The sequence below is a fragment of the Micromonospora sp. NPDC023644 genome (assembly GCF_040640115.1).
In the GTDB taxonomy this organism is placed as follows: Bacteria; Actinomycetota; Actinomycetes; order Mycobacteriales; family Micromonosporaceae; genus Micromonospora.
In genome coordinates, this window is the sequence record NZ_JBFABA010000024.1 from 1 (window position 1) to 20839 (window position 20839).

At 74.9% G+C, this 20839-nt stretch carries 21 protein-coding genes; 11 read left to right on the forward strand and 10 right to left on the reverse strand.

The features are described 5' to 3' along the window. The first annotated feature begins 235 nt into the window (after nucleotides 1–235). From AB0G08_RS18270 to AB0G08_RS18295, 6 genes are all read left to right on the forward strand, one after another. Nucleotides 236–2404, forward strand: coding sequence for a hypothetical protein (locus AB0G08_RS18270; RefSeq protein WP_358089225.1), 2169 nt, complete (start codon nucleotides 236–238; stop codon nucleotides 2402–2404). A 38-nt stretch (nucleotides 2405–2442) separates the two neighbouring features. Further along, nucleotides 2443–3417, forward strand: coding sequence for an alpha/beta hydrolase (locus tag AB0G08_RS18275; protein ID WP_358089036.1), 975 nt, complete (start codon nucleotides 2443–2445; stop codon nucleotides 3415–3417). A gap of 104 nt (nucleotides 3418–3521) precedes the next feature. Beyond that, on the forward strand, nucleotides 3522–4373 hold the full coding sequence (locus AB0G08_RS18280) for a DUF3152 domain-containing protein (protein WP_358089039.1): 852 nt from the start codon (nucleotides 3522–3524) through the stop codon (nucleotides 4371–4373). A 240-nt stretch (nucleotides 4374–4613) separates the two neighbouring features. Next, nucleotides 4614–5336 (forward strand): DUF3152 domain-containing protein, encoded by a 723-nt coding sequence (locus tag AB0G08_RS18285; RefSeq protein ID WP_358089042.1) that lies wholly within the window; start codon nucleotides 4614–4616, stop codon nucleotides 5334–5336. Between the two features lie 110 nt (nucleotides 5337–5446). Further along, nucleotides 5447–6628 carry an adenylyltransferase/sulfurtransferase MoeZ gene (gene moeZ, locus AB0G08_RS18290; protein ID WP_357879297.1) on the forward strand — a complete coding sequence of 394 codons (1182 nt, stop codon included), beginning with the start codon at nucleotides 5447–5449 and terminating at the stop codon, nucleotides 6626–6628. Continuing rightward, on the forward strand, nucleotides 6625–7548 hold the full coding sequence (locus AB0G08_RS18295) for a prenyltransferase/squalene oxidase repeat-containing protein (protein WP_358089228.1): 924 nt from the start codon (nucleotides 6625–6627) through the stop codon (nucleotides 7546–7548). The genes moeZ and AB0G08_RS18295 overlap by 4 nt, the downstream gene beginning before the upstream one ends. Nucleotides 7549–7585: 37 nt before the next feature. Here the strand turns inward: AB0G08_RS18295 and AB0G08_RS18300 are convergent, their stop codons facing one another. From AB0G08_RS18300 to proB, 8 genes are all read right to left on the reverse strand, one after another. Beyond that, on the reverse strand, nucleotides 7586–8101 hold the full coding sequence (locus tag AB0G08_RS18300; RefSeq protein ID WP_358089045.1) for an SUKH-4 family immunity protein: 516 nt from the start codon (nucleotides 8099–8101) through the stop codon (nucleotides 7586–7588). A 36-nt stretch (nucleotides 8102–8137) separates the two neighbouring features. Then, the gene (locus tag AB0G08_RS18305) at nucleotides 8138–8761 is read right to left on the reverse strand and encodes a hypothetical protein (protein WP_358089047.1); all 624 of its coding nucleotides are present in this window, start codon (nucleotides 8759–8761) and stop codon (nucleotides 8138–8140) included. Beyond that, nucleotides 8758–9345, reverse strand: coding sequence for a hypothetical protein (locus tag AB0G08_RS18310; RefSeq protein WP_358089050.1), 588 nt, complete (start codon nucleotides 9343–9345; stop codon nucleotides 8758–8760). Before AB0G08_RS18310 ends, AB0G08_RS18305 begins: the two co-directional genes overlap by 4 nt. Next, nucleotides 9338–9832 carry a hypothetical protein gene (locus AB0G08_RS18315; protein WP_358089053.1) on the reverse strand — a complete coding sequence of 165 codons (495 nt, stop codon included), beginning with the start codon at nucleotides 9830–9832 and terminating at the stop codon, nucleotides 9338–9340. The genes AB0G08_RS18310 and AB0G08_RS18315 overlap by 8 nt, the downstream gene beginning before the upstream one ends. A 30-nt stretch (nucleotides 9833–9862) precedes the next feature. After that, complete coding sequence (locus AB0G08_RS18320; protein ID WP_358089056.1) at nucleotides 9863–10189, reverse strand: hypothetical protein; 327 nt, start codon at nucleotides 10187–10189, stop codon at nucleotides 9863–9865. 2 nt (nucleotides 10190–10191) lie between these two features. Next, nucleotides 10192–10590 (reverse strand): YbaB/EbfC family nucleoid-associated protein, encoded by a 399-nt coding sequence (locus tag AB0G08_RS18325; RefSeq protein WP_358089059.1) that lies wholly within the window; start codon nucleotides 10588–10590, stop codon nucleotides 10192–10194. Nucleotides 10591–10680: 90 nt separating this feature from the next. Then, nucleotides 10681–11925: a glutamate-5-semialdehyde dehydrogenase gene (locus tag AB0G08_RS18330; protein WP_358089062.1), complete on the reverse strand. Its 1245-nt coding sequence runs from the start codon at nucleotides 11923–11925 to the stop codon at nucleotides 10681–10683. A 22-nt stretch (nucleotides 11926–11947) separates the two neighbouring features. Further along, complete coding sequence (gene proB, locus AB0G08_RS18335; RefSeq protein ID WP_358089065.1) at nucleotides 11948–13105, reverse strand: glutamate 5-kinase; 1158 nt, start codon at nucleotides 13103–13105, stop codon at nucleotides 11948–11950. A gap of 13 nt (nucleotides 13106–13118) precedes the next feature. On the opposite strand from proB, the gene AB0G08_RS18340 reads away from it, so the two are divergent. The 3 genes from AB0G08_RS18340 to AB0G08_RS18350 are packed head-to-tail and all read left to right on the forward strand — an operon-like array spanning nucleotide 13119 to nucleotide 16402. Then, entirely contained in the window at nucleotides 13119–13430 is a 312-nt protein-coding gene (locus AB0G08_RS18340) for an MGMT family protein (RefSeq protein WP_357879268.1), read from the forward strand. 32 nt (nucleotides 13431–13462) lie between these two features. After that, entirely contained in the window at nucleotides 13463–14884 is a 1422-nt protein-coding gene (locus AB0G08_RS18345; protein ID WP_358089068.1) for an MFS transporter, read from the forward strand. Between the two features lie 27 nt (nucleotides 14885–14911). Further along, complete coding sequence (locus AB0G08_RS18350) at nucleotides 14912–16402, forward strand: aminotransferase class V-fold PLP-dependent enzyme (protein ID WP_358089071.1); 1491 nt, start codon at nucleotides 14912–14914, stop codon at nucleotides 16400–16402. Nucleotides 16403–16510: 108 nt separating this feature from the next. Here AB0G08_RS18350 and AB0G08_RS18355 read toward each other — a convergent pair whose 3' ends face one another. Further along, nucleotides 16511–17437 (reverse strand): hypothetical protein, encoded by a 927-nt coding sequence (locus AB0G08_RS18355; RefSeq protein WP_358089075.1) that lies wholly within the window; start codon nucleotides 17435–17437, stop codon nucleotides 16511–16513. 236 nt (nucleotides 17438–17673) lie between these two features. Between AB0G08_RS18355 and AB0G08_RS18360 the strand changes: the two genes are divergently transcribed. Together AB0G08_RS18360 and AB0G08_RS18365 are read left to right on the forward strand one after the other, a co-directional pair. Then, nucleotides 17674–18264: an NADH-quinone oxidoreductase subunit B family protein gene (locus AB0G08_RS18360; protein WP_358089078.1), complete on the forward strand. Its 591-nt coding sequence runs from the start codon at nucleotides 17674–17676 to the stop codon at nucleotides 18262–18264. 85 nt (nucleotides 18265–18349) lie between these two features. Beyond that, a complete protein-coding gene (locus AB0G08_RS18365; RefSeq protein WP_358089081.1) occupies nucleotides 18350–19666 on the forward strand; it encodes a DUF2252 domain-containing protein in 1317 nt (438 codons plus the stop codon). Between the two features lie 7 nt (nucleotides 19667–19673). Here AB0G08_RS18365 and AB0G08_RS18370 read toward each other — a convergent pair whose 3' ends face one another. After that, nucleotides 19674–20720: a glucose 1-dehydrogenase gene (locus tag AB0G08_RS18370; RefSeq protein WP_358089084.1), complete on the reverse strand. Its 1047-nt coding sequence runs from the start codon at nucleotides 20718–20720 to the stop codon at nucleotides 19674–19676. Nucleotides 20721–20839: the final 119 nt, after the last annotated feature.

Consider the following 20839-nt stretch of genomic DNA (forward strand, 5'->3'; position numbering starts at 1 on the left):
TGCCGGCGACCGGGTCGCCGGCGTCGACCGCGCGCTGGGCGCGGATCGCGCCTTCCGCGAGGACCGGGGCCCCGACCCGGTCGCCGCCGGCACGGAGAGCGCGGCAGGGGAGCCGGGCCAGGACCGCCCGTCCGGCGGGTTGGGCCAGGATCGGGCCGCGGGCGGCCTTCGCGCGGAGCGGACGCCGGGCGCCGCCGGCCAGGAGCGGGCGGCGGGCGGGTTCGACCAGGACCGCATGGCGGGCGGGTTCGACCAGGCCCGCGCGGCGGGCGGGTTCGGCCAGGACCGCGCGCCGAGCGCCGCCGGACACGAACCGGCCGGGCGTGGCTTCGGCGCGGACCCGCGCCCGGGCGCGGACCGGTCGCCGGCCGCCGACCCGGCGACGCACGCTCCGGGCGCCGACCGGGAACCGTCGACCGACCCCGAACCGGTCGGCCCGCGACAGTCGGCCGCCGAGTGGCCACCGACGACCGAACCGGACTGGACCGGTCCGAACTGGAACCGCCCGAGCTGGGGCGCCGCGTGGGCGCCGCCCTGGGCCCGGGACGAGCCCGAGCCGACGGGGCGCCGCTCCCGCGAGGAGTCCGAGCCCGTGGGTCGCCGGTCGCGCGAGGAGCCCGAGCCCGTCGGCCGCCGGTCCCGGGAGGAGCCCGAGCCCGTCGGTCGCCGCTCCCGCGAGGAACAGCAGCCGGCCTGGGCCGGTGAGCCGCATCGGCCGTACGAGCCGCCGCGCGTCGAGCCCTCCCGGCCCTACGACCAGCCCCGCGAGTCCGGCCGCCCCTACGACGTCGGCCAGCCCGCGTCGGTGCCCCGCTCGTCGTACGAGCGACCGTCCGCCCCCGTCGACCGGCCGGGCGGGCCCGAGGCCGAACCGTCGACCCCGGTCGAGCGACCGGCCTGGGCGGCTGGCGGGTCGGTCCCCGCGCCGGCGGGCGCGCCCCCGCTCGCGTACGCCCCGGAGGCCGCTGCGACGCCCCGCGCCGAGGACGCCCCGGAGCGGGTCACCCGACCGTTCCGACTCCGGCCGGAGACCCCGGAGCCGGCCCCGAGGCCGACCGGCGCCCCGCCGACCGCCGCCGAGGCCGCCACCGGCGGGTTCGGGCGACGGGACCGCACCCCTGCCACCACGCCCGCCCCGACGAGCGCACCGCCCTACGCGGCCCGCCGATCCGCCCCCGAGCCGGCGCCGCCGGCCCCACCGGCCGCCGCCGACCAGGCGCCGGACCCCGCATCGGCGGTGTTGCCGCAGCGCGTCCCCGCCGAGCCGGACGTGCCCGTCGTGCCGGAGCCGCCAGCCGTGGACCCACCCGCCGAAACCCCCGAACTCGCCCGCATCGCCACCCACCTGCGCCGCGACGACGAGCCCGCCCCGCTGCGGGAGCGCCCGGAGGGCTTCGACGTCAACGCCATCCTCGACGCCGTCCGTGGCGTGGCCGGAGTCCGCGACGCGGCGCTGCGCCGTACCCCGGCCGGCGCGCACAGCCTGCGGCTCGACCTCGCCGACGGGGCCGACCCGGCCGAGGTGAGCCGGCAGGTCGCCCGCCTGCTCCAGGACCGGATGGGGCTGGCCGCCGCGCCGCAGAACCTGCCCGGAATGCCGGCCGCGTCCGCCCCGCCGGTGCGCCGCCGGTCGGCGGAGCCGCGCGGCCTCGACCCCAGGTCACCGGGCTCCGCAGCGCGCCTCGCCGAGTCGTCCGCCGCCGAGCCCCGGGTGCCCGGCGGCAGGGTGGCCGGCAGCCCCGCGGAGGCCCCGCCGACCCGCCCGGACCAGCGTCCCGAGGCGGTGCCCGAGACCCCGCGCCGACGCCGGCAGCCCGCCGCCCCGCACCGGGGCCGGGCCACGGTGGAGGAGCCGGGCTCGGTCTCCGCCGCCCCGGCCGGGAGCCCGGCCGGTGCCCCGGCGACCGTCGGCACGTCGTACTCCGGTGGGCAGGTGACGACGACGGAGACGGCGCCGTCCCGGCCGCTGGACACCGGCGGCGCGGTGGGCCCCCGGGTGGTGATCGACCACGTCCAGGTGAGCACCTTCGGCCTCGACGCCACCGTGGAGGTACGCCTGCTCGCCGGTGGGGAGAGCGCCGCCGGCTACTCGACCGGGCCGGCCGTCGACGGCTACGTGCTGCGACTGTGCGCGGTGGCCGCCGCCGCGGCCGTGGACGAGCTGCTGCGCGGCGGCGAGCCCGGCCCCGAGGCCGGCCCCGACCGTGGGCGCTGCTTCGTCGAGCACGCGGCCGTGGTGCCCTTCGGCAACTGCGACGTGGCCACGGTGGTGGTGCTGCTGGTCTGTGACGGCTGGGTGGAGCAGCTCGTCGGCTCCGCGCTGGTCGCCGGCGACCCCCGGCAGGCGGTCGTCCGGGCCACCCTGGCCGCAGTCAACCGCCGGCTCGAGGCGCTGCTGGCCTGAGCGCTGCCGCTCGGCGCGACCCCGGGCAGACTGGAGTCATGAAGAGCGCCACCCTGCGGCCGGACCATCTCCTTCCCGAGCCCTCCGTGCCACCGCCCTGGCCGGGGCGGGAGGTACGCCTCGACGGCACGGTGACGTACGTCCGGGACACGCCGGCCACCGCGCCCGGCGCGGAGCCGGCGCTCTACGTGCACGGGCTCGGCGGCTCGTCGCAGAACTGGACCGACCTGGCGTACCTGCTCGCCGACCACCTCGACGGGCAGGCCATCGACCTGCCGGGGTTCGGCCGCAGCGAGCCGGGTCGCCGGTACACCGTCCCGGCCTTCGCCGACCGGGTGATCCGCTGGATCGAGCACTCCGGCCGGGGGCCGGTGCACCTGTTCGGCAACTCGCTGGGTGGGGCGGTCTCGGTGCACGTGGCGGGGGTGCGGCCGGACCTGGTCCGGAGCCTGACCCTGATCTCGCCCGCGCTGCCGTTCCTGGACTTCCGGCGCTCGTTGCAGGGTCGGATGCTGCCGCTGCTCGCGGTCCCCCGGGGCGAGCGCCTGGCCGCCTGGCGGCTGGCCCAGATCGCGCCCGAGGTGATGGCCCAGCAGGTGATGGAGGCGTGCGTCGCCGACCTCACCCGGATCTGCGACCAGCGCCGGCAGGAGGCGCTGGAGGAGATCCGGGTGCGGCACGAGGCCGCGCACTACGCCGCCGCGTACGTCCGGACGTTCCGGGGGCTGGTCTCCAGCTTCCTGCGGTCGTACCTGCCGGGGTCGGGGTCGCTGTGGCGGCTCGCCGCGACCGTCGCGGCGCCCACCCTGGTCGTCGGGGGGCGGGCCGACCGGCTGGTGGACGTGCGGGTGGCCCCGCAGACGGCCCGCGTCGTCCCGGACAGCCGGCTGCTGATGCTCGACGGGGTCGGCCACGTGGCGCAACTGGAGGTCCCGCGCCTGGTCGCCCGGGCCGTGCTGGGCCTGCTCACCGATACGGGGGACACCGCCCGGCAGTCCGACATGGCAGGCTGACCGGGATGTCCCCCGCCCGTCACCCCACCCCGGCCCGTCACGTCCCGGCTCCCGCCGAGGGCCGCCGTCGTGCCCCGGCCGGGTCGCCGCCACGGGACGGCGGCGTGGACCTGACCCGCCCGCGGCACCGCCGTCCGGCGCGTCGGCGGCGTCTCGTGGAGCTGGTCGCGCTGGTGCTCGCCATCGGCGCGGCGGTGGCGGTGATCGCCGACCGGCGGGGCGGCGACGTCGGGGCGGAGACGCTCACCGCCGAGGAACTGGCTCCCGCGCCGATGCTCGCGCCGGGGGCGGCCTCGCCGCTGCCGTCGTCGCCCGCCGCGACGCCCTCGTCCGTCGAGCCTCCGCCGGCCGTGCTCCGCCTGCCCGGCCCGGTGCCGTCGGCGGGGCGCGGCAGCTTCGGCTACGACGACCGGGCGGGCCCGGTGCTGGGGGACGCGGGCACGCTGCGCCGCTACCGGGTCGCGGTGGAGTCGGGCGCCGACGAGGACGCGGGCGAGTTCGCCGCCGCCGTCGAGCGGGCGCTCGCCGGGCCGGGGAGCTGGGTCGACGGCGGGCTGCGGTTGCAGCAGGTGACCGCAGGCTCCCGGCACGACTTCACGGTCTACCTCGCCACGGCGAAGACGGCGGGCCGGATGTGTGCCGCTGGAGGGGTGGACATCCGGGTGGGCGGGCGGCCCTACACGTCGTGCCGCGCGCCCGGCAAGGTGATCATCAACCTGGACCGCTGGCGGCTCTCGGTGCCGCACTTCGTCAGCGCGAAGGTGCCGCTCTCGGTCTACCGGACGTACGTGGTGAACCACGAGGTCGGGCACCAGCTCGGGTACCGGCACGAGCGCTGCCCCGGCAGGGGTCGGGTGGCGCCGGTGATGATGCAGCAGACGCTCTTCCTCAACGGCTGCATGGCCAACCCGTGGCCATACCGCGACGGTCGCCGGTACGCGGGCCCACGGCTCTGACCGGCGACGATCGGGCGTCCCGCGCGGCTCGGAGGGAGCGGTCCGGGGGCGTTTCCGGGGGATGAGCCCTGTTCGGGTTTTACCCGGCGTAATGCCCGATTGGTGTGGGACGCTCGGCTCATGACGTCGTCGTCCCCTTACGACCCGCCTGACCCGGCACGCCGTCCGACGCCATCCCGGTCGTCGTCATCCCGGTCGGCGCGGTGGTGGCGACCGCCGGCCCCGCTGCGGGACCGGCGGGTGCTGGGGCTCGGCGTGCTCCTGCTGCTAACGGCGACCGCCGCCGTGACGCTGCCCCGCGCCGGCGGCCCCGCGACCGCCCCGGCCACCGACCGGGCCCGGCAGTCGTACGCCGCGAGGGCGGACGAGCGGGAACGGCCGCCCAGCTACCCCCGCACGGGCACGGGCGACTTCACCGCCGCGCCCGGCGACTCCCCGGTGCGGGGCACCGACGGGCCGGTCCTGCACTACCGGGTGGCCGTGGAGCAGGGCACCGGCCAGGACGTCGCCGCCTTCGCCGCCACCGTCGACGAGGTGCTGGCCGACCCCCGCGGCTGGATCGCCTCGGCGGAACTGCGGATGCGGCGGGTGGCGGAGGGGGCCGACGCGGACTTCACCGTCTACCTGGCCACGCCGGGCACCTCGGAGCGGATGTGCGCCGAGGGCGGGCTGAGCACCGAGGGCTACACCTCCTGCCGGCTCCCCGGGCAGGTGATCATCAACCTGGCGCGCTGGCTGGAGGCGGTCCCCGACTACGGGGCGCCGCTGGAGATCTACCGCGCCTACGTGGTCAACCACGAGGTGGGCCACGAGCTCGGCGAGGAACACCAGGCCTGCCCGGGGCCCGGCGAACCGGCGCCGGTGATGCAGCAGCAGACGTACGGCCTGGACGGCTGCGCCGCCAACGCCTGGCCGTACGTCGACGGCTCGCGCTACGACGGCGAGGTCGTTCCCGGCACCTGAGTTATTCCCCTTCCCGCAGTTCGGGCGACGTGTCACTCCTCATGGCCGATCGACCCGGGTACGAGCGACAATGGCCCGGTTCGCCTTCAGCCGATTCCGGGGAGTCCACCGTGTCGTTGCCCCCGCTCGTCGAGCCCGCCGCCGAGCTGACCGTTGACGAGATCCGCCGCTACTCGCGCCACCTGATCATCCCGGACGTCGGGGTCGAGGGGCAGAAGCGGCTGAAGAACGCCCGGGTGCTCTGTGTCGGTGCCGGCGGGCTCGGCTCGCCGGCCCTGATGTACCTCGCCGCCGCCGGGGTCGGCACGCTCGGCATCATCGACTTCGACACCGTCGACGAGTCCAACCTCCAGCGCCAGATCATCCACGGCGTCTCCGACATCGGCCGCTCCAAGGCCGAGTCGGCCGCCGCCTCGATCCGCGAGATCAACCCGCTGGTGCAGGTGGAGATCCACAACACGGCGCTGGACCGGGAGAACGTGCGGGACATCTTCTCCCGCTACGACCTGATCGTCGACGGCACCGACAACTTCGCCACCCGCTACATGGTCAACGACGCGGCGGTGCTGCTCGGCAAGCCGTACGTCTGGGGGTCGATCTACCGGTTCGACGGCCAGGCGTCGGTGTTCTGGGCCGAGCACGGCCCCTGCTACCGCTGCCTCTACCCGGAGCCCCCGCCGCCCGGGATGGTCCCCTCCTGCGCCGAGGGCGGCGTGCTCGGCGTGCTCTGCGCGTCGATCGGCTCCATCCAGGTCAACGAGGCGATCAAGCTGCTCGCCGGCATCGGGGAGCCGCTGGTCGGCCGGCTGATGGTCTACGACGCCCTGGAGATGAGCTACCGCAAGATCAAGGTCCGCAAGGACCCGAACTGCGTGCTCTGCGGCGAGAACCCCACGGTCACCGACCTGCTCGAGGACTACGAGGACTTCTGCGGCGCCGTGTCGGTGGAGGCCCAGGAGGCGGTGGTCGACGCGACCATCACCGCGCTGGAGCTCAAGGAGTGGCAGGACGCGGGCAAGGACATCTTCCTCGTCGACGTCCGCGAGCCCGCCGAGTACGAGATCGTCCGGATCCCCGGCGCGACGCTGATCCCCAAGGGCGAGATCATCTCGGGTGAGGCGCTCGCCAAGCTGCCGCAGGACCGGCAGATCGTGCTGCACTGCAAGTCCGGGGTCCGCTCGGCGGAGGCGCTCGCCGCGCTCAAGGCGGCCGGTTTCCGCGACGCCGTGCACGTGCAGGGCGGCGTGCTCTCCTGGATCAAGCAGATCGACCCGTCGCTGCCCGCGTACTGACCGGCGTCGGCCGAGGTCGCACCGGGCCGTCCCGGCCGGGCGCGGCCTCGGCCGATCCACCGAGGCGGGATCGCGTTTGCGCAGGTAGCGTTGCCGCCGTGGTCGACATCGATGCGGCGGTCGGGTTCGTCGTGGCACACGGGGACGCGGTGGACCGCGCCCGGCTGTCCCGGCTGCGCACCGGCGCGCCGCCTTCTGCCGAACTGCTCGACGACGCGGAGGTCGGCCAGGCGCCCGACGGCGGCTGGCCGGCGACGCTGGACGGGGAGGTCTCCTCCGTGGACGCCACCTGCTTCCGCCTGTCCGAGCTGGACGATCTCGGCGCGCTCGGCCGGCCGGCCGCCCGCCGGGCGCTGGACTGGCTGGCCGCGCGGCAGTTGCCCGACGGCGGCTGGGAGGAGGACGCGGCGCTGGCCGACGTCGCCCCCGAGTGGGCCCGGCCGGGCGACCCCGAGGCGGGGTTCCACCTGACCGCGAACGCCGGCTTCTGGCTGACCGTCGCCGGCCTGGACGCGCGGGCGGCGGGGCCGCTCGACCACCGGGTCGGCGGGGCGTACGCGGGCGTCGTGCACGCCGCCGCGCAGTCGCTCGTCGCCCGGCTGCGCCCGGACGGCAGTTGGCCGTCCTTCCTACCCGCCGGCTGGCTCAGCGCGGCGGTCCTGTACCGGCAGGAGATGTTCCACGAGGCGGCGCGGATCCAGGTGATCCTCGCCGAGCGGATGCCGGAGTTGTCCCCGGGCGACGTGGCCTGGCTGGCCGCGACGCTGCGGCGCATCGGCATCGAGGGGGAGGACTGGCTGCTGGCGCGGGCGCGGCGGCGGCTGGCCGAGACCCAGCGCAGCGACGGCGGGTGGGAGAGCGACGACGGGCACCAGTTCGACGTGCACACCACGCTGAGCGCGATCCGGGCCTGCCGCTGAGCCTCGATCCGTCAGCCGCGCGCCGGACCGGCCGGCCTCACTCGAGCTGGCTGATCACCAGGGGCCACCAGGCGTCCGGGGCGAACGCGGCGCGGTCGATGCTCTCCAGGACGGTGCGCAGCGCCTCCGCCCGCTCGGCCCGGCCCGGCTTGCCCTCGTCGGCCTCCACGAAGAGCGCGAACTGGTAGAGGAACTCGACGAAGGTGCGGAAGTTGCTGTTGACCGCCTGGACGTCCTGCTGTTCCAGGTCGAACTGGAGGATCTCGCCGGTCTTCGGGTCGAGCACGTAGAGCAGGTCGGCGTTGTCGGCGACCGCGCCCACCACGATCAGCCGGATGTCCAGCGAGCCGTCCTCGGTGCTCAGCTGGATCGTGTCGAACAGCTCGATGTCGCCTTCGAGGAAGGCGGTGTAGACGACCGCCACGTCGAGCGGGATCTCGTCGCCGGCCGGCAGCATGTCGGGGCCGAAGCCACCCTCCAGCCACGCCTCGCGCGGGTACGGGATGAGCTCGTCCTCGCTCCACAGTGAGCGGAACCGGGGGTCAGCGGCCATCGTTGGTCCTCTGCATTCTCGGCGGGACGGTACGGGTCAGGAGACGATGCCCGCGGTCACCAGCAGGCGCAGCCAGGTGTCCGCGTACTGCCCCTGGAACCGGCCCTTGCGTACCCGTTGCTCCCGCACGCCGGGCCCCAGGATCGTGTCGACCACCTGCGGGTACTTGTCGCCCAGCACGTACTCGTCGAAGAACGTGACGATGTCGGGGGCGAAGACGTGGATGTCGACCTCCTCGTCCGGGTGCTCGTAGAGGAAGACGTAGTCGTCCGGGTCGATGTGGTAGACGTCGCCCTCTTCGAGGTCGAGCGAGACGCTCTCACCGCCGTCGATCTCGTCGCGCAGCCGCGGCGGCACGCTGTGCAGCTCGCAGCCGATCGACACGGCGGGGCCGAGCGGGTCGTGCGGGTTGTCCGGCCGGGCCTGGAGGGCGGCCGGGCTGCCGATCTCGGCCGGCTGTTCGAACCGGAAGTGGCTGCCCTCGATCTTGCCGATGATGCGGAATACCTCGAACGCGCCCTCGGGCACGCCGGGGAAGGGCTCCAGCGGAACCCCGTCGACGAGGACGACGCCGAACCCGTGCTCCGCCTCCAGCTCCTTGAGCCGCGCGAACCTGGTGCGGATCCGGTCGAGCCTGGCCGCCGTCGCGTCACTCGTCACGGGATCACCTTCACTATGACCGGGGTCCCCTCGGGCACGTCCTTGAGCGCCTGGCCGATCTCCCGGCCGATCTCGCGGTTGGTCCAGGCGTCCATCAACCGGAGGTTATCGTACGAATCCTCGCCGCCCAGTTGCAGCTCGTGCACGTGGTCGGGGTCGAGTGTCACGCCGGGACCGGTCACCGGGTACTTGTCGGGCTTCTTGCCCCGGTAGAGGCTCTGGACCAGCTCCTTGTTGCTCATGTAGTTCTGGCCCTTGTTGAGCTGGCGGATCACGCGGTCCCGGTAGACCGTGGTCAGCTTTCGCGTGCCCGGCTTCTTCGGGTCCTTGTGTTCGACCTGCTTGCGTCTCGGCTTGGTCTTGACCAGCTTGCCCTCCTGGCCGAGCCGCACCAGGTCCGCCGCCTTGCGGTCGAAGTCCTTCTTGACGAAGTCCTTGCGGTTGCGCAGCACCAGGACGGCGGGGCCCTTGGGCTTGCCTCCCTTGGCCGTCCGGAAGACGTCCGCGTTCTCCAGGTAGGCCGAGACGAGCTTCGCGCCCTTGGCCTGGGTCTGCCGGGGCGGGGCGGTCCGCTGCCTAGGCATTGAGCACCGTGTCCACGGCCATCCCGATGAGCTGGTCGATGATCAGCCCCGTGATCATCTTGAAGATCGGGATCTGGAGGAGGGACGCGCCGAAGGTGACCGCCGCCGTCGCGATCGCCTGTGCGATCTGGATCGCCAGCAGTGCCAGCTGGACGATCACCTGGATCTTCAGGGCCAGCACCACGCCCGCCGCGACCATCAGCCCGACGCCGATGACGGTGGCCGGGCGGGCGACGTCCGCGATGTTGCGCGCGGCCGACTCGCCGTCGTTCCACTCACCCGCGAAGGCGGTGAAGCTCTCGCCCCGGTTGTTGTCGAGCACGGTGCGCGCCGCCGACTCCAGCTGCGCGACCGACCCGGAGATCCGGCCGGCCATGCCGGTCCACTCGCCGGCCAGCTGGAAGATGGCCGTCTCGTCCGACTGGGGCCAGTCGTAGCCGAGCATCGAGAGCAGGGAGGCGAGTTCGCCCGGGAGCGTCAGGCCCACCGCGACTCCTTTCCTAGGCCGGGCGGCGGCTCAGCCGCCCAGCGAGCCGAGCATCGAGCGGAAGGACGCGGCCACGTCGTCCTCGACGGCGCGGTAGCTCTCGGCCATCCCGCGCAGCCCGTCGACGTAGCTCTCCAGCTCGGTGATGTTGGTGTCGAGGCACTCGGCCAGCGCGTCCACGCACGCCTGGTGGGCGATGCCGAGCAGCGAGCCGATGTCGTCGCCGCCGAAGGCCGCGGCGTAGCCGTCGACCGACGCCTGGAAGCCCTCGAAGACCTGGCGGACCGACTCCTTGGCCCGTTCCAGCTCGTCCGCGCCGCGGCCCAGCGCGTCGATGTCGACGTCGAGGTTCTCCACGCTCAGCTCCTGTGCAGTTTCCGCATGGTCTCGCTGACGGTCTGGCTGATCTCCCGCATCTGCCGCAGGCCCTGGTCCTGGAGGCGCTCGATGGTGGCGGTCATCGCGGCGAGATCGGGCATCGGTTCGGTGGTGGCGGTCCCGTCGTCCTGACCGTCGAGCGCCGCGTTGACCGCCTGGCGCAGCTCGGCGGCGAGGTGTTCCGAGCCCTCCCGGAGCAGCCGGGGGTCGATGTCGACGGCGCTGACCCGGCCGTCGGTGCCGAGGGTGACCCGGATCCGGCCGTCGGCGGCCTCGGCCACCGACTCCGCCCGCTCCCGGGGTGCGGCCGCGCCGCCCACCTCGCGCAGCGCGGCGCGTGCCTGCGCCAGTTGCTGTTCCAGGGCACTCTCGCCCAGCATGCCGCCTCCCCAAGACAAGCCGTGCCGAACCCGCCCCAGACTAACGGTCACCCGCCATCCGGCGGTGCCCCCGCCGCCGCCCGGGGGCGGTCAGCCGCGCAGGTGGCCGTCGCCGGTGACCACGTACTTGGTGGAGGTCAGCTCGGGCAGGCCCATCGGGCCGCGGGCGTGCAGCTTCTGCGTGGAGATGCCGATCTCGGCGCCGAAGCCGAACTCGCCGCCGTCGGTGAACCGGGTCGAGGCGTTGACCATCACGGCCGCCGCGTCCACCCGGGCCACGAACTCCCGGGCGGCGCCGGTCGAGTCGGTGACGATCGCCTCGGTGTGCCCGGTGCCGTACCGCCGGATGTGCGCGACCGCCGCGTCGAGCGAGTCGACGACGGCGACCGAGATGTCGGCGGAGAGGTACTCGGTGGCGAAGTCCTCGTCGGTGGCGGGCCGCACCGCGGCGGAGTGGGCGGCGACCCGCTCGTCGCCGTGCACGGTGACGCCGGCCTCGGCGAACGCGGCCAGCACCGGCGGCAGGAAGGCGTCGGCGACCGCCGCGTGTACGAGCAGCGACTCGGCGGTGTTGCAGGTGGAGAGCCGCTGGGTCTTCGCGTTCAGCGTGATCGCGACGGCCTTGGCGAGGTCGGCGGCGGCGTCGACGTAGACGTGGCAGTTGCCCACCCCGGTCTCGATCACCGGCACGGTGGACTCCTCCACCACCGTGCGGATCAGGGACGCGCCGCCGCGCGGGATCAGCACGTCGACCAGGCCCCGGGCGCGCATCAGCTCCTTGACCGAGTCGCGGCTGCTGGCGTCGAGCAGCTGCACCGCGTCGGCCGGCAGGCCGGCGTCGGCCACCGCGTCCCGCAGCACGGCGACCAGGGCGGCGTTGGAGCTGGCCGCCGACGAGGAGCCGCGCAGCAGCGCCGCGTTGCCGGACTTCAGGCAGATGCCGGCGGCGTCGACCGTCACGTTCGGCCGGGCCTCGTAGATGATGCCCACCACGCCGAACGGCACCCGGATCTGGCGCAGCTCCAGTCCGTTGGGCAGGGTCGAGCCCCGGACCACCTCGCCCACCGGGTCCGGCAGCGCGGCCATCTGCCGCAGCGCGTCGGCGATGCCGGCCACCCGCCCCGCGTCGAGGGCGAGCCGGTCCAGCACGGCCGCGCTCAGCCCGGCCTCGCGCCCGGCCGCCAGGTCCGTGGCGTTCGCGGCCAGGATCTCGGGCGTACGCGCCACCAGCGCGTCGGCCATCGCCACCAGCGCGGCGTCCTTGGCCGCACGCGTGGCGACGGCCAGCGCCTCCGCCGCCGTACGCGCCCGCCGGGCCTGCTCGCTCACGCTCATCGCCGTACCCACTCCTCGGTCGTCACAGCAGTACCAGGTCGTCGCGGTGGACGACCTCCCGTTCGTACGCCGGGCCGAGCGCCGCGGCGAGTTCCGTGGTGGACCGGCCGAGCAGCCCGGGCAGCTCGACCGCGTCGTAGTTGACCAGTCCCCGGGCGACCGGCGCGCCCTCGGCGTCCACCAGGTCGACCGGGTCGCCGGCGGTGAACGCCCCGTCCACGGCCGTGATCCCGGCGGGCAGCAGCGACTTGCGCCGGCCCACCACCGCCGCGACCGCGCCCGGGTCGAGGTGCAGCCGCCCCCGGGGGGAGGTGGCGTGGGCCAGCCAGAAGAGCCGGGCCGCCGGGCGCCGCCGGCTCGGGTGGAACAGGGTGCCGACACCCTCGCCGGCCAGCACCGGGGCGGCCAGCGGCGCGGCGGTCAGCACCACCGGGATGCCGAAGCCGGTGGCGATCCGGGCCGCCTCCACCTTCGTCACCATGCCGCCGGTGCCCACCCCGGCCCGGCCGGCGCCGCCGATGTCGATCCCGGTCAGGTCCCGCTCGTCGTGCACCTCGCTGATCCGGCTGGAGCCCGGGCGGGTGGGGTCGCCCGTCCAGAGGGCGTCCACGTCGGAGAGGAGCACCAGCAGGTCGGCGTGGACCAGGGCGGCGACGAGGGCGGCCAGCCGGTCGTTGTCGCCGAACCGGATCTCCTCGGTGGCGACCGTGTCGTTCTCGTTGACGATCGGCACCGCCCGCAGGTCGAGCAGCTTGCGCAGGGTGCGGTACGCGTTGCGGTAGTGCGCCCGCCGGGTCACGTCGTCGACGGTGAGCAGGACCTGTCCGACGGTCAGCCCGTGCCGGGCGAAGGCGGCGGCGTACCGGCCGATCAGCAGGCCCTGCCCGACGCTGGCGGCGGCCTGCTGGGTGGCCAGGTCGCGCGGACGCCGGGAGAGCCCCAGCGGCGCGAGGCCGGCGGCGATCGCGCCGGAGCTGACCAGCACGACCTCCCGGCCCCCGGCGGCGAGCGTGCCCAGGGTGCCGACGAGCGCGTCGACCCGCTCGTCGTCCAGCCCGCCGGCGGCGGTGGTCAACGAGGAGGATCCGATCTTGACGACGACCCGCCGGGCCGCCGTGACTTCGTCGCGCACCCGCCCATTCTGCGCGGTCGGTCCCGGCCCGCCCCGGCGCGTTCCCATATCGTGGCCGGTCGTGAGACCTGACGAGTACGTCGAGGCGGTGCTGGAACTGGTCGAGCGGATCCCGCCCGGGCGGGTGATGTCGTACGGGGCGGTCGCCGACGCGCTGGCCGAACGCTCCGGGCGGGCCTCGGCCCGGCTGGTCGGCTCGATCATGGCTCGGCACGGCGGGGGAGTGCCCTGGCACCGGGTGGTGAACGCGGCCGGCCGCCTGCCGCCCGGTCACGAACGGGAGGCGCGGGCCCGGCTGCGCGCCGAGGGGACGCCGCTGCGCGGCGCCGGGGTGGACATGAGGGCTAGCTGGTCCCCCGAGGAGGGGATGTGACCCGCGCCATAACGTGAGTAACATTCGGCGTCATGGACGCGCCGTCGGGTGGAGCTGGTCCGGTCGCTGGCGTGCTGCCGCGCCGGGTGCACGCGGGTTACGCGCTCGGATCGCTCTCCACCGGCGCGTTCGGCACCGTGCCCGGCCTGCTCCTGCTGCCGTACCTGACCGACACCCTCGGCGTCGCGGCGGGCGCGGCGGCCCTGCTGGTGCTCCTGCCGAAGGCGTGGGACGTGCTGGTCAATCCCGTCGCCGGCCGGATCTCCGACCGCACCCGGTCGCGCTGGGGCGCCCGCCGGCCGTACCTGCTGGGCGCCGGGCTCGCCCTCGGCGTGCTCTTCGCCGCCATCTTCGCCGCGCCGTTCGGCGCCGGGCCGGCCGCCGGGGCGTACGTGGCGGTCGCCTTCCTCGCCACCGCCACCGCGTTCGCCTTCTTCCAGGTGCCGTACGTGGCGATGCCGGCGGAGCTGACCGGCGACTACGCCGAACGTACCCGGCTGATGAGCTGGCGGATCGCCGTGCTGGCGCTGGCCATCCTGGTCTCCGGTGCGGTCGCCCCGCTGGTGCGCGACGCCGGCGGCGGAGGCGTGGCCGGGCACCGCTGGATGGGGCTCTTCGTCGCCGGGCTGATCGTGCTCGGCGCGCTCGGCGCGTTCCTCGGCACCCGCTCCGCGCCCGGCGGCACGGTGGGGGAGAGCGAGCCGACGCTGCGCGCCCAGCTCGCCGTCGCCGCCCGCAACCGGCCGTTCCGGGCGTTGCTGGTCTGCTTCGTGGTGCAGTCCGCCGGGGTGGCCACCGTCCTCGCCGGGGTCAACTACTTCGCCGACCAGGTCCTGCGCGATCCCGACGGCGGGCCGACCGTCCTGTTCGTCTGCTTCGTCGGGCCGGCCCTGCTGGTGATGCCGCTCTGGACCCGGACCGGGGCGCGGATCGGCAAGCTCGCCGCCCTGGTCGCCGCGTCGCTGATCTTCGCGGCGGGCGCGCTGGCCCTGGTCGCCGCCCCGGTGCTGCCGGCGCCGGCGGTCTACCTGCTGGTCGCGCTGATCGGCGTCGGCTACGCCGGGCAGCAGGTGTTCGCCCTCGCCATGCTCCCGGACTGCATCGCCTACGACACGGCGCGCACCGGCCGGCGGCAGGCCGGCGTCTTCACCGGGCTCTGGACGGCCGGCGAGACCTTCGGGCTGGCCCTCGGGCCGGGCATCTTCGGCCTGGTGCTCCAGCTCAGCGGCTACGTCTCCTCCGACACCGGCACGGCGGCCGCCCAGTCCGACACCGCCCGACTGGGCATCCTGATCGGCTTCACGGTCCTCCCCGCCCTCCTGGTGGGCCTGGCGGTCCTCGCCCTGCGCCCCTACGACCTGACCCCGTCCCGCCTAGCGGCCGCCAAGGCGGACCCCACCCCCCGTACCCACCCCGCCGATCATGCGGTTGTGGTGGGGGAGGAAAGCCGCTGAACCCCATGGAAAGGGCACCACAACTCCATGATCGACGACGACGCTGACCGACGGGCGCTGCCCGGCAACGGGTTGCCCGCCGAGCGGGTGCTGGCGGAGGTGCGCGCCCTGCGCGACGCCGACCGGCCCACCCACGGGGGGCGGCTGTTCGCGTACGTCTACGACCCGGCGGTGCCGGGGCTGGACGAGCTGGCCGCCGCCGCGTACGCCGGCAGCGCCCACGTCAACGGGCTCGACCCGACCGCCTTCCCGTCGCTGCTGGCGATGGAGAACGCGCTCGTCGGCGCGGCCGCCCGGCTGCTCGGCGGCGGCCCCGGCAGCACCGCCCCGGACGTGGTCGGCAGCGTCACCAGCGGCGGCACCGAGTCGCTGATCCTGGCCGTGAAGGCCGCCCGGGACGCCCACCCGGAGATCGCGGCACCCCGGATCGTGGTCCCCGCGAGCGCGCACGCCGCGTTCGCCAAGGCGGCGCACTACCTGCGGGTCGCCGTGGACACGGTGCCCGTGTCGGCGTCGACGCTGCGGCCGGCCGCCGCCGACGTGGCCGCCGCCATCGGCCCGGAGACCGTGCTGGTGGCCTGCTCCGCCCCCTCGTACGCGCACGGCGTCGTCGACCCCGTCGCCGAGATCGCCGAGGCGGCCGCCGCGGCCGGGGTGCGCTGCCACGTGGACGCCTGCTTCGGCGGTTGGACCCTGCCGTACCTGCGCCGGCTCGGGGCGGACGTGCCACCGTTCGACTTCGCCGTCGCGGGGGTCACCTCGATCTCGGTGGACCTGCACAAGTACGCGTACGCCCCGAAGGGCGTCTCGGTGCTGCTGCATCGCGATCCGGCGCTGCGCGCCCCGCAGTACTTCGCGTACGCGGACTGGCCCGGCTACACGATGGTCAACCCGGTCATCGCCTCCACCCGCTCCGGCGGCCCGATCGCCGCCGCGTACGCCACCCTGCGGCACCTCGGCGACGACGGGTACCTGCGGCTCGCGGCGGCCACGCGGGACGCCGTCGCCGGCCTGGCCGACGCCGTCCGCGCGGTCGACGGGCTGCGGCTGATGGCCGAGCCGGAGTCGACCGTCGTCTGCTTCACCGCCACCGATCCGGGCCTCGACCTCTTCGTGCTGGTCGACGAGCTGGCCGCGCGCGGCTGGCACACCCAGCCCCAGCTGTCGTACGCCGACCTGCCGCCGAGCGTGCACCTGACGGTGACCGCCGCGGTGGCGCCCCGGGTGGCCGAGTTCGGCCCGGACCTGGCCGACGCCGTGGCCGCCACCCGGGCCGCCGGGCCGGTCGCGCTCCCCGCCGAGCTGCTCGCCCTCGCCGGCACGCTCACCCCGGAGACGCTCACCGCGGAGACGGTCGCCGGGCTGGCCGCCGGGCTCGGCCTCGGCGCCCCGGGCGCGGGGCCGGCGCCCGACCGGATGGCGCTGGTGAACACGCTGCTCGACGCGGCCCCGGCGGGCCTGCGGGAGCGGTTGCTCGTCGAGTTCGTCAGCCTGCTCCAGCGCCCGAGCTGGGAGTAGTCCCCGCTCGCCGGTGACCCGGTGCGCCCTCGCGTGGCGGCCCGGCCGGGGTCACCCCGACCGGGCCGTCCGTTCCTCGCGTGGCGGCCCGGCCGGGCCGCGCCGCGGTCAGACGCCGTCGAGCAGGGTCACCGGGAAGGACACGACGTTGTCCGCGGGGAACCGGTCGTCGACCGGACCACCCTCGTAGACGACCTCCGACGCGAACGTCCCGGTGCCGAGGACACCCGGGTCGGCATCGGCCGGGGCGGTCAGGCTGACCCGCACCACGCGCTGCTCACCGGCCATGAACTCGCCGCCCGGCACGAGGAAGCCGCCGGCGAACGTGGGCACCTCCGACGCCGGGTCGGTGCCGGGGATGTCCATCCCGTCCGGCAGGCTCGCCGCCACGTACAGGTCGTTGTGCGGCGCGTCGCCGCCGTACCGGATGGTCACCGGCAGCCAGCCGGCCCAGCGACCGTCCTCCTGCCGGGTGAGCCGGGCCTCCCCGACGGTGAGGGACGCGTCCGCCGTCCTGTCCTGACGGTACGGACGCGCCCCGGCCAGGCTGCCGGAGGTCGAACGGAAGAGGGTGCGGAACGGCGTCACCGTGGTCACCGGCGCGTCGTAGCCCACCTGCACCGCGACCTGCCCGCCCCGCGTGTACATCGGGTACGGCCGGGTGCGGGTCAGCACCTCGAACCGGGCCGAGAAGGTGTAGCTCTGGCCGGCGGCGACGGGCACCGCGCAGTCGTACGTCCGGACGAACTGCTTCGGCACCACCACGGTGCAGAACTCGTTGGCGAGGGTGCCCCGCCAGGAACCGGCGACCGGCTCGGTGACCAGCACGTGCGACACCGGCTGGGCGGTGTCGTTGGTGACCGTGATGGGCAGCGTGCCCTGGTAGCCGCGCGCGGACGGCTCCAGCACCAGGCGGCCGACCTCGGCGACGGCTCGGCCGGTGGTCGTCGGCGCGGCGGCGGCCGGGACGGCGGGTGCCAGCAGAGCGGCGGTCAGGCCGACGGCGGCGAGGCCGCGGCGGGTGATCGTGGTCATGGTGTCCTCCTGTTTCCCCGTGGGTCGCCTCCGGTCGGGACGACATGTCAGACACCCCCGTGACCCGGTGCGGGTTGCGGTGCCGGCGAGACGCGAACCCGACACCGAAAGTCGTCGATCGGGGTGTGCGGCCCCCGGAACCGGCCAGCGGTGTGCGGTCCGTCCGGACGGGTCGGGCGGGACGGCCACGCCGGGCGCTGTGGTTGACTGGCACCGGAAGCGGAAGGGAGACCGACGTGCAGGTGCCGGGAGTGCTCGGCGAGCCGATCCGGTTCGTGCTGAACTGGGGCCGCCGCTACTCGCTCTGGGTCTTCAACTTCGGCCTGGCCTGCTGCGCGATCGAGTTCATCGCCACCAGCATGGGCCGGCACGACTTCATGCGCCTCGGCGTGATCCCGTTCGCGCACGGGCCCCGGCAGGCCGACCTCATGGTCGTCTCCGGAACCGTCACCGACAAGATGGCCCCCGCCATCAAGCGGCTCTACGACCAGATGCCCGAGCCGAAGTACGTCATCTCGTTCGGCGCCTGCTCCAACTGCGGCGGCCCCTACTGGGACTCGTACTCGGTGACCAAGGGCGTCGACCAGCTCATCCCGGTCGACGTCTACGTGCCCGGCTGCCCGCCCCGCCCCGAGGCGCTGCTGCACGGCATCCTGCGCCTCCAGGAGAAGATCGCCGCCGAGCAGTCCGGGATCGGCGGCGTGCCCCGGCCGGACGCGCTCGCCTCGCCGGTCGACGCCCCGCCGGCCGACGCCGGGTCCACCGGCGTGCCGCCCCGCTCGGCGGAGTCGCTGACCGCCCCGCCGGTCCGCCCGCCCACCTCCTGAGGACGCACCGCCCGCCCACCTCCCGAGCCGTACCGTCCGGTCGGACGAGGGCCCGGGTTGGCCGCCGGGGGCTAGCCTGCGCACCATGAACCACTCCGCCGACCAGCGTTCCGCCCACATCGTCGACGTGCTCACCGAGGAGTTCGGCGCGTCGATGGCTCTCGACCCGGCAGCCTTCCGGCGCAAGTTCCGCAAGATGGCCGCGTCGCCGTTCGCCTTCTACCGGGGCAGCGCCTCGCTCTTCTACGCCGACCAGGTCGGCGACTTCGCCGACGACCGGTTCCTCGACGACCGCACCAGCCGGGTGTGGATCCACGGCGACCTGCACGCGGAGAACTTCGGCACGTACATGAACGCCTCCGGGCAGCTCGTGTTCAACGTCAACGACTTCGACGAGGCGTACGTGGGGCCGTTCAGCTGGGACCTGAAGCGGCTGGCGGCCAGCGTGGCGCTGCTCGGCTACGCCAAGGCGCTCTCCGACCGGGCCATCAGCGACCTGGTCGCCGGCTTCGCGGCGTCGTACCTGACCGAGCTGCGGGCCATCGCCGCCGGTGGCGACGACGCGATCGGCTCGATCACCCTGGACAACGCCGACGGGGTGCTCCGCCGGGTGCTCCAGCAGGCGCGGCTCAACACCCGGGTCGACCTGCTCGCCACGCAGACCACCATCGACAACTACGAGCGCCGCTTCTCGCTGGGCGACGGCGTCTTCGAGGTCGACGCCGCGACCCGGGAGCGGGTCTGCGCCGCGTTCGAGGACTACCTCGGCACGCTGCCCGCCTCCTCCGCCCAGTTCCGTCCCGTCGCCACGCACATCAAGGACGTGGTGCTGCGCAAGGGGGTGGGCATCGGCTCGGCCGGGCTGCCGTCGTACAACCTGCTGCTGGAGGGGCACACCCAGGCGCTGGAGAACGACGTCGTCATCTACATGAAGCAGGCCCAGGTGCCGGCGGTGGCCCGGCACATCGCCGACGAGTCGGTCGCGGGCTACTTCCAGCACCAGGGGCACCGCACCGCCGAGTCGCAGCGCGCCCTCCAGGCGCACGCCGACCCGTGGCTGGGCTTCACCGAGCTGGACGGGGCCGGGCAGCTCGTCGCCGAGGTCTCCCCGTACGCGGCCGACCTCGACTGGGCCGACGTGAACGAGCCGGAGGAGCTGGCCGGGGTGCTGGCCGACCTGGGCCGGGCGGTCGCCCGGATGCACTCGGTGGCCGACGACGAGTCCAGCCACGACCTCGTCGACTACTCCACGGAGGAGGCGATCGTGGCGGCGGTGGACGCCGACGAGGCGGGCTTCGTGGCCCACCTGGTCGACTTCGCCCACGCGTACGGCGTCCGCGCCCGACAGGACCACCAGCTCTTCGTCGACCTGTTCCGCAACGGCCGGCTGCCCGGCCTCTGAGCGGCGGTCAGGAGCCGAACTCCAGCACCACCTTGATGTCGTCCGGCTCGGGGGTGTACGCCCCGGCGTACGCCTCCACCGGCACCCGGCGGGTGATCAGGGCGTCGAGCCACGACCGGTCGGCGCGGGCCAGCGCCGCGGCGGCGAGGTCCCAGTGCCGGCGGTTGGCGTTGACCGAGCCGAACACCACGTTGTTCTCCAGTACGAGGGCGCGGTTGAGCGCCCCGGCGTCGAGGTCGATGGTCCGCCCGCCGCTGGAGACGCCGGTCAGGCAGACGATGCCGGTCGGCGCGGCCTTGTACATCACGTCGAGGACGACGACCGGCGCCCCGGTGCACTCCAGCACCACGTCCGGCTCGAAGTCCAGCTCGCCGACGGGCACGGTGTGGTAGCTCGCCCCGAGCGCCCGGACCAGGTCCGGCTTCGGCCCGGTGGTGTTGCGGTCCAGCACGTGCACGGCGAGGCCGCGCTGCGTGGCCAGCAGCGCGGCCAGCAGGCCGATCGGCCCGGCCCCGGTGACCAGCACGGTCTGCGGCTGCCACTCGGCGCGGGCGCCGATGCGCTCGATGTGCTCCCACGCCTTCGCCACCACGCTGGTCGGCTCCAGCAGCATGCCGACCGGGGCGAGGGCCCGGTCCAGCCCCACGGCGAACCGGGGTTGCAGCCGCCAGCGGTCCCGGGCGAAGCCGGGCAGGGCCTTGATGCCGTGCTCGGTGAACCGGCCGTTGCGGCACATGTCCCACTCGCCGACCGCGCAGTTCGGGCAGGGCACCGGGTCGGGGTGCCGGACGACGCCCGCCACCAGGTCGCCGGGTTGCAGGGTGCCCGACGGGTCCTCCAGCACCCGGCCCAGCGACTCGTGCCCCAGCACCAGCCGGTCCGCGCCGGGCGGCGCCTCGCCGTACTGGCCGGCGATGATCTCGTGGTCGGTGCCGCAGATCCCCACCGACAGTGCCTCGACCAGGATCGCGCCCTCCTCGGGCGGCGGCTCCGGATGGTCCTCGACCAGCCGCAGGGAGTCGGCGACACCCGGGGTGACAGTCACAGCGCGCACGCCCTCATCCTTCCCCGCCGCCCGTCCCCCCGCCGCCAAAGCCCCAGATCCCCCTGGCCTCCTCGCGCCGCGATCATGCAGTTGTGGTGGGGGACGGATGCCGCGTACCGGGGTGAGCC

Excerpts from the sequence above, each read along its gene's own strand:
- AB0G08_RS18270 (WP_358089225.1), top strand. The coding sequence starts at position 236 with ATGGCGGGCGGGTTCGACCAGGCCCGCGCGGCGGGCGGGTTCGGCCAG.
- AB0G08_RS18275 (WP_358089036.1), top strand. The coding sequence starts at position 2,443 with ATGAAGAGCGCCACCCTGCGGCCGGACCATCTCCTTCCCGAGCCCTCC.
- AB0G08_RS18300 (WP_358089045.1), bottom strand. The coding sequence starts at position 8,101 with ATGGCCGCTGACCCCCGGTTCCGCTCACTGTGGAGCGAGGACGAGCTC.
- AB0G08_RS18310 (WP_358089050.1), bottom strand. The coding sequence starts at position 9,345 with ATGCCTAGGCAGCGGACCGCCCCGCCCCGGCAGACCCAGGCCAAGGGC.
- AB0G08_RS18325 (WP_358089059.1), bottom strand. The coding sequence starts at position 10,590 with ATGCTGGGCGAGAGTGCCCTGGAACAGCAACTGGCGCAGGCACGCGCC.
- AB0G08_RS18330 (WP_358089062.1), bottom strand. The coding sequence starts at position 11,925 with ATGAGCGTGAGCGAGCAGGCCCGGCGGGCGCGTACGGCGGCGGAGGCG.
- proB (WP_358089065.1), bottom strand. The coding sequence starts at position 13,105 with ATGGGAACGCGCCGGGGCGGGCCGGGACCGACCGCGCAGAATGGGCGG.
- AB0G08_RS18345 (WP_358089068.1), top strand. The coding sequence starts at position 13,463 with ATGGACGCGCCGTCGGGTGGAGCTGGTCCGGTCGCTGGCGTGCTGCCG.
- AB0G08_RS18350 (WP_358089071.1), top strand. The coding sequence starts at position 14,912 with ATGATCGACGACGACGCTGACCGACGGGCGCTGCCCGGCAACGGGTTG.
- AB0G08_RS18355 (WP_358089075.1), bottom strand. The coding sequence starts at position 17,437 with ATGACCACGATCACCCGCCGCGGCCTCGCCGCCGTCGGCCTGACCGCC.
- AB0G08_RS18365 (WP_358089081.1), top strand. The coding sequence starts at position 18,350 with ATGAACCACTCCGCCGACCAGCGTTCCGCCCACATCGTCGACGTGCTC.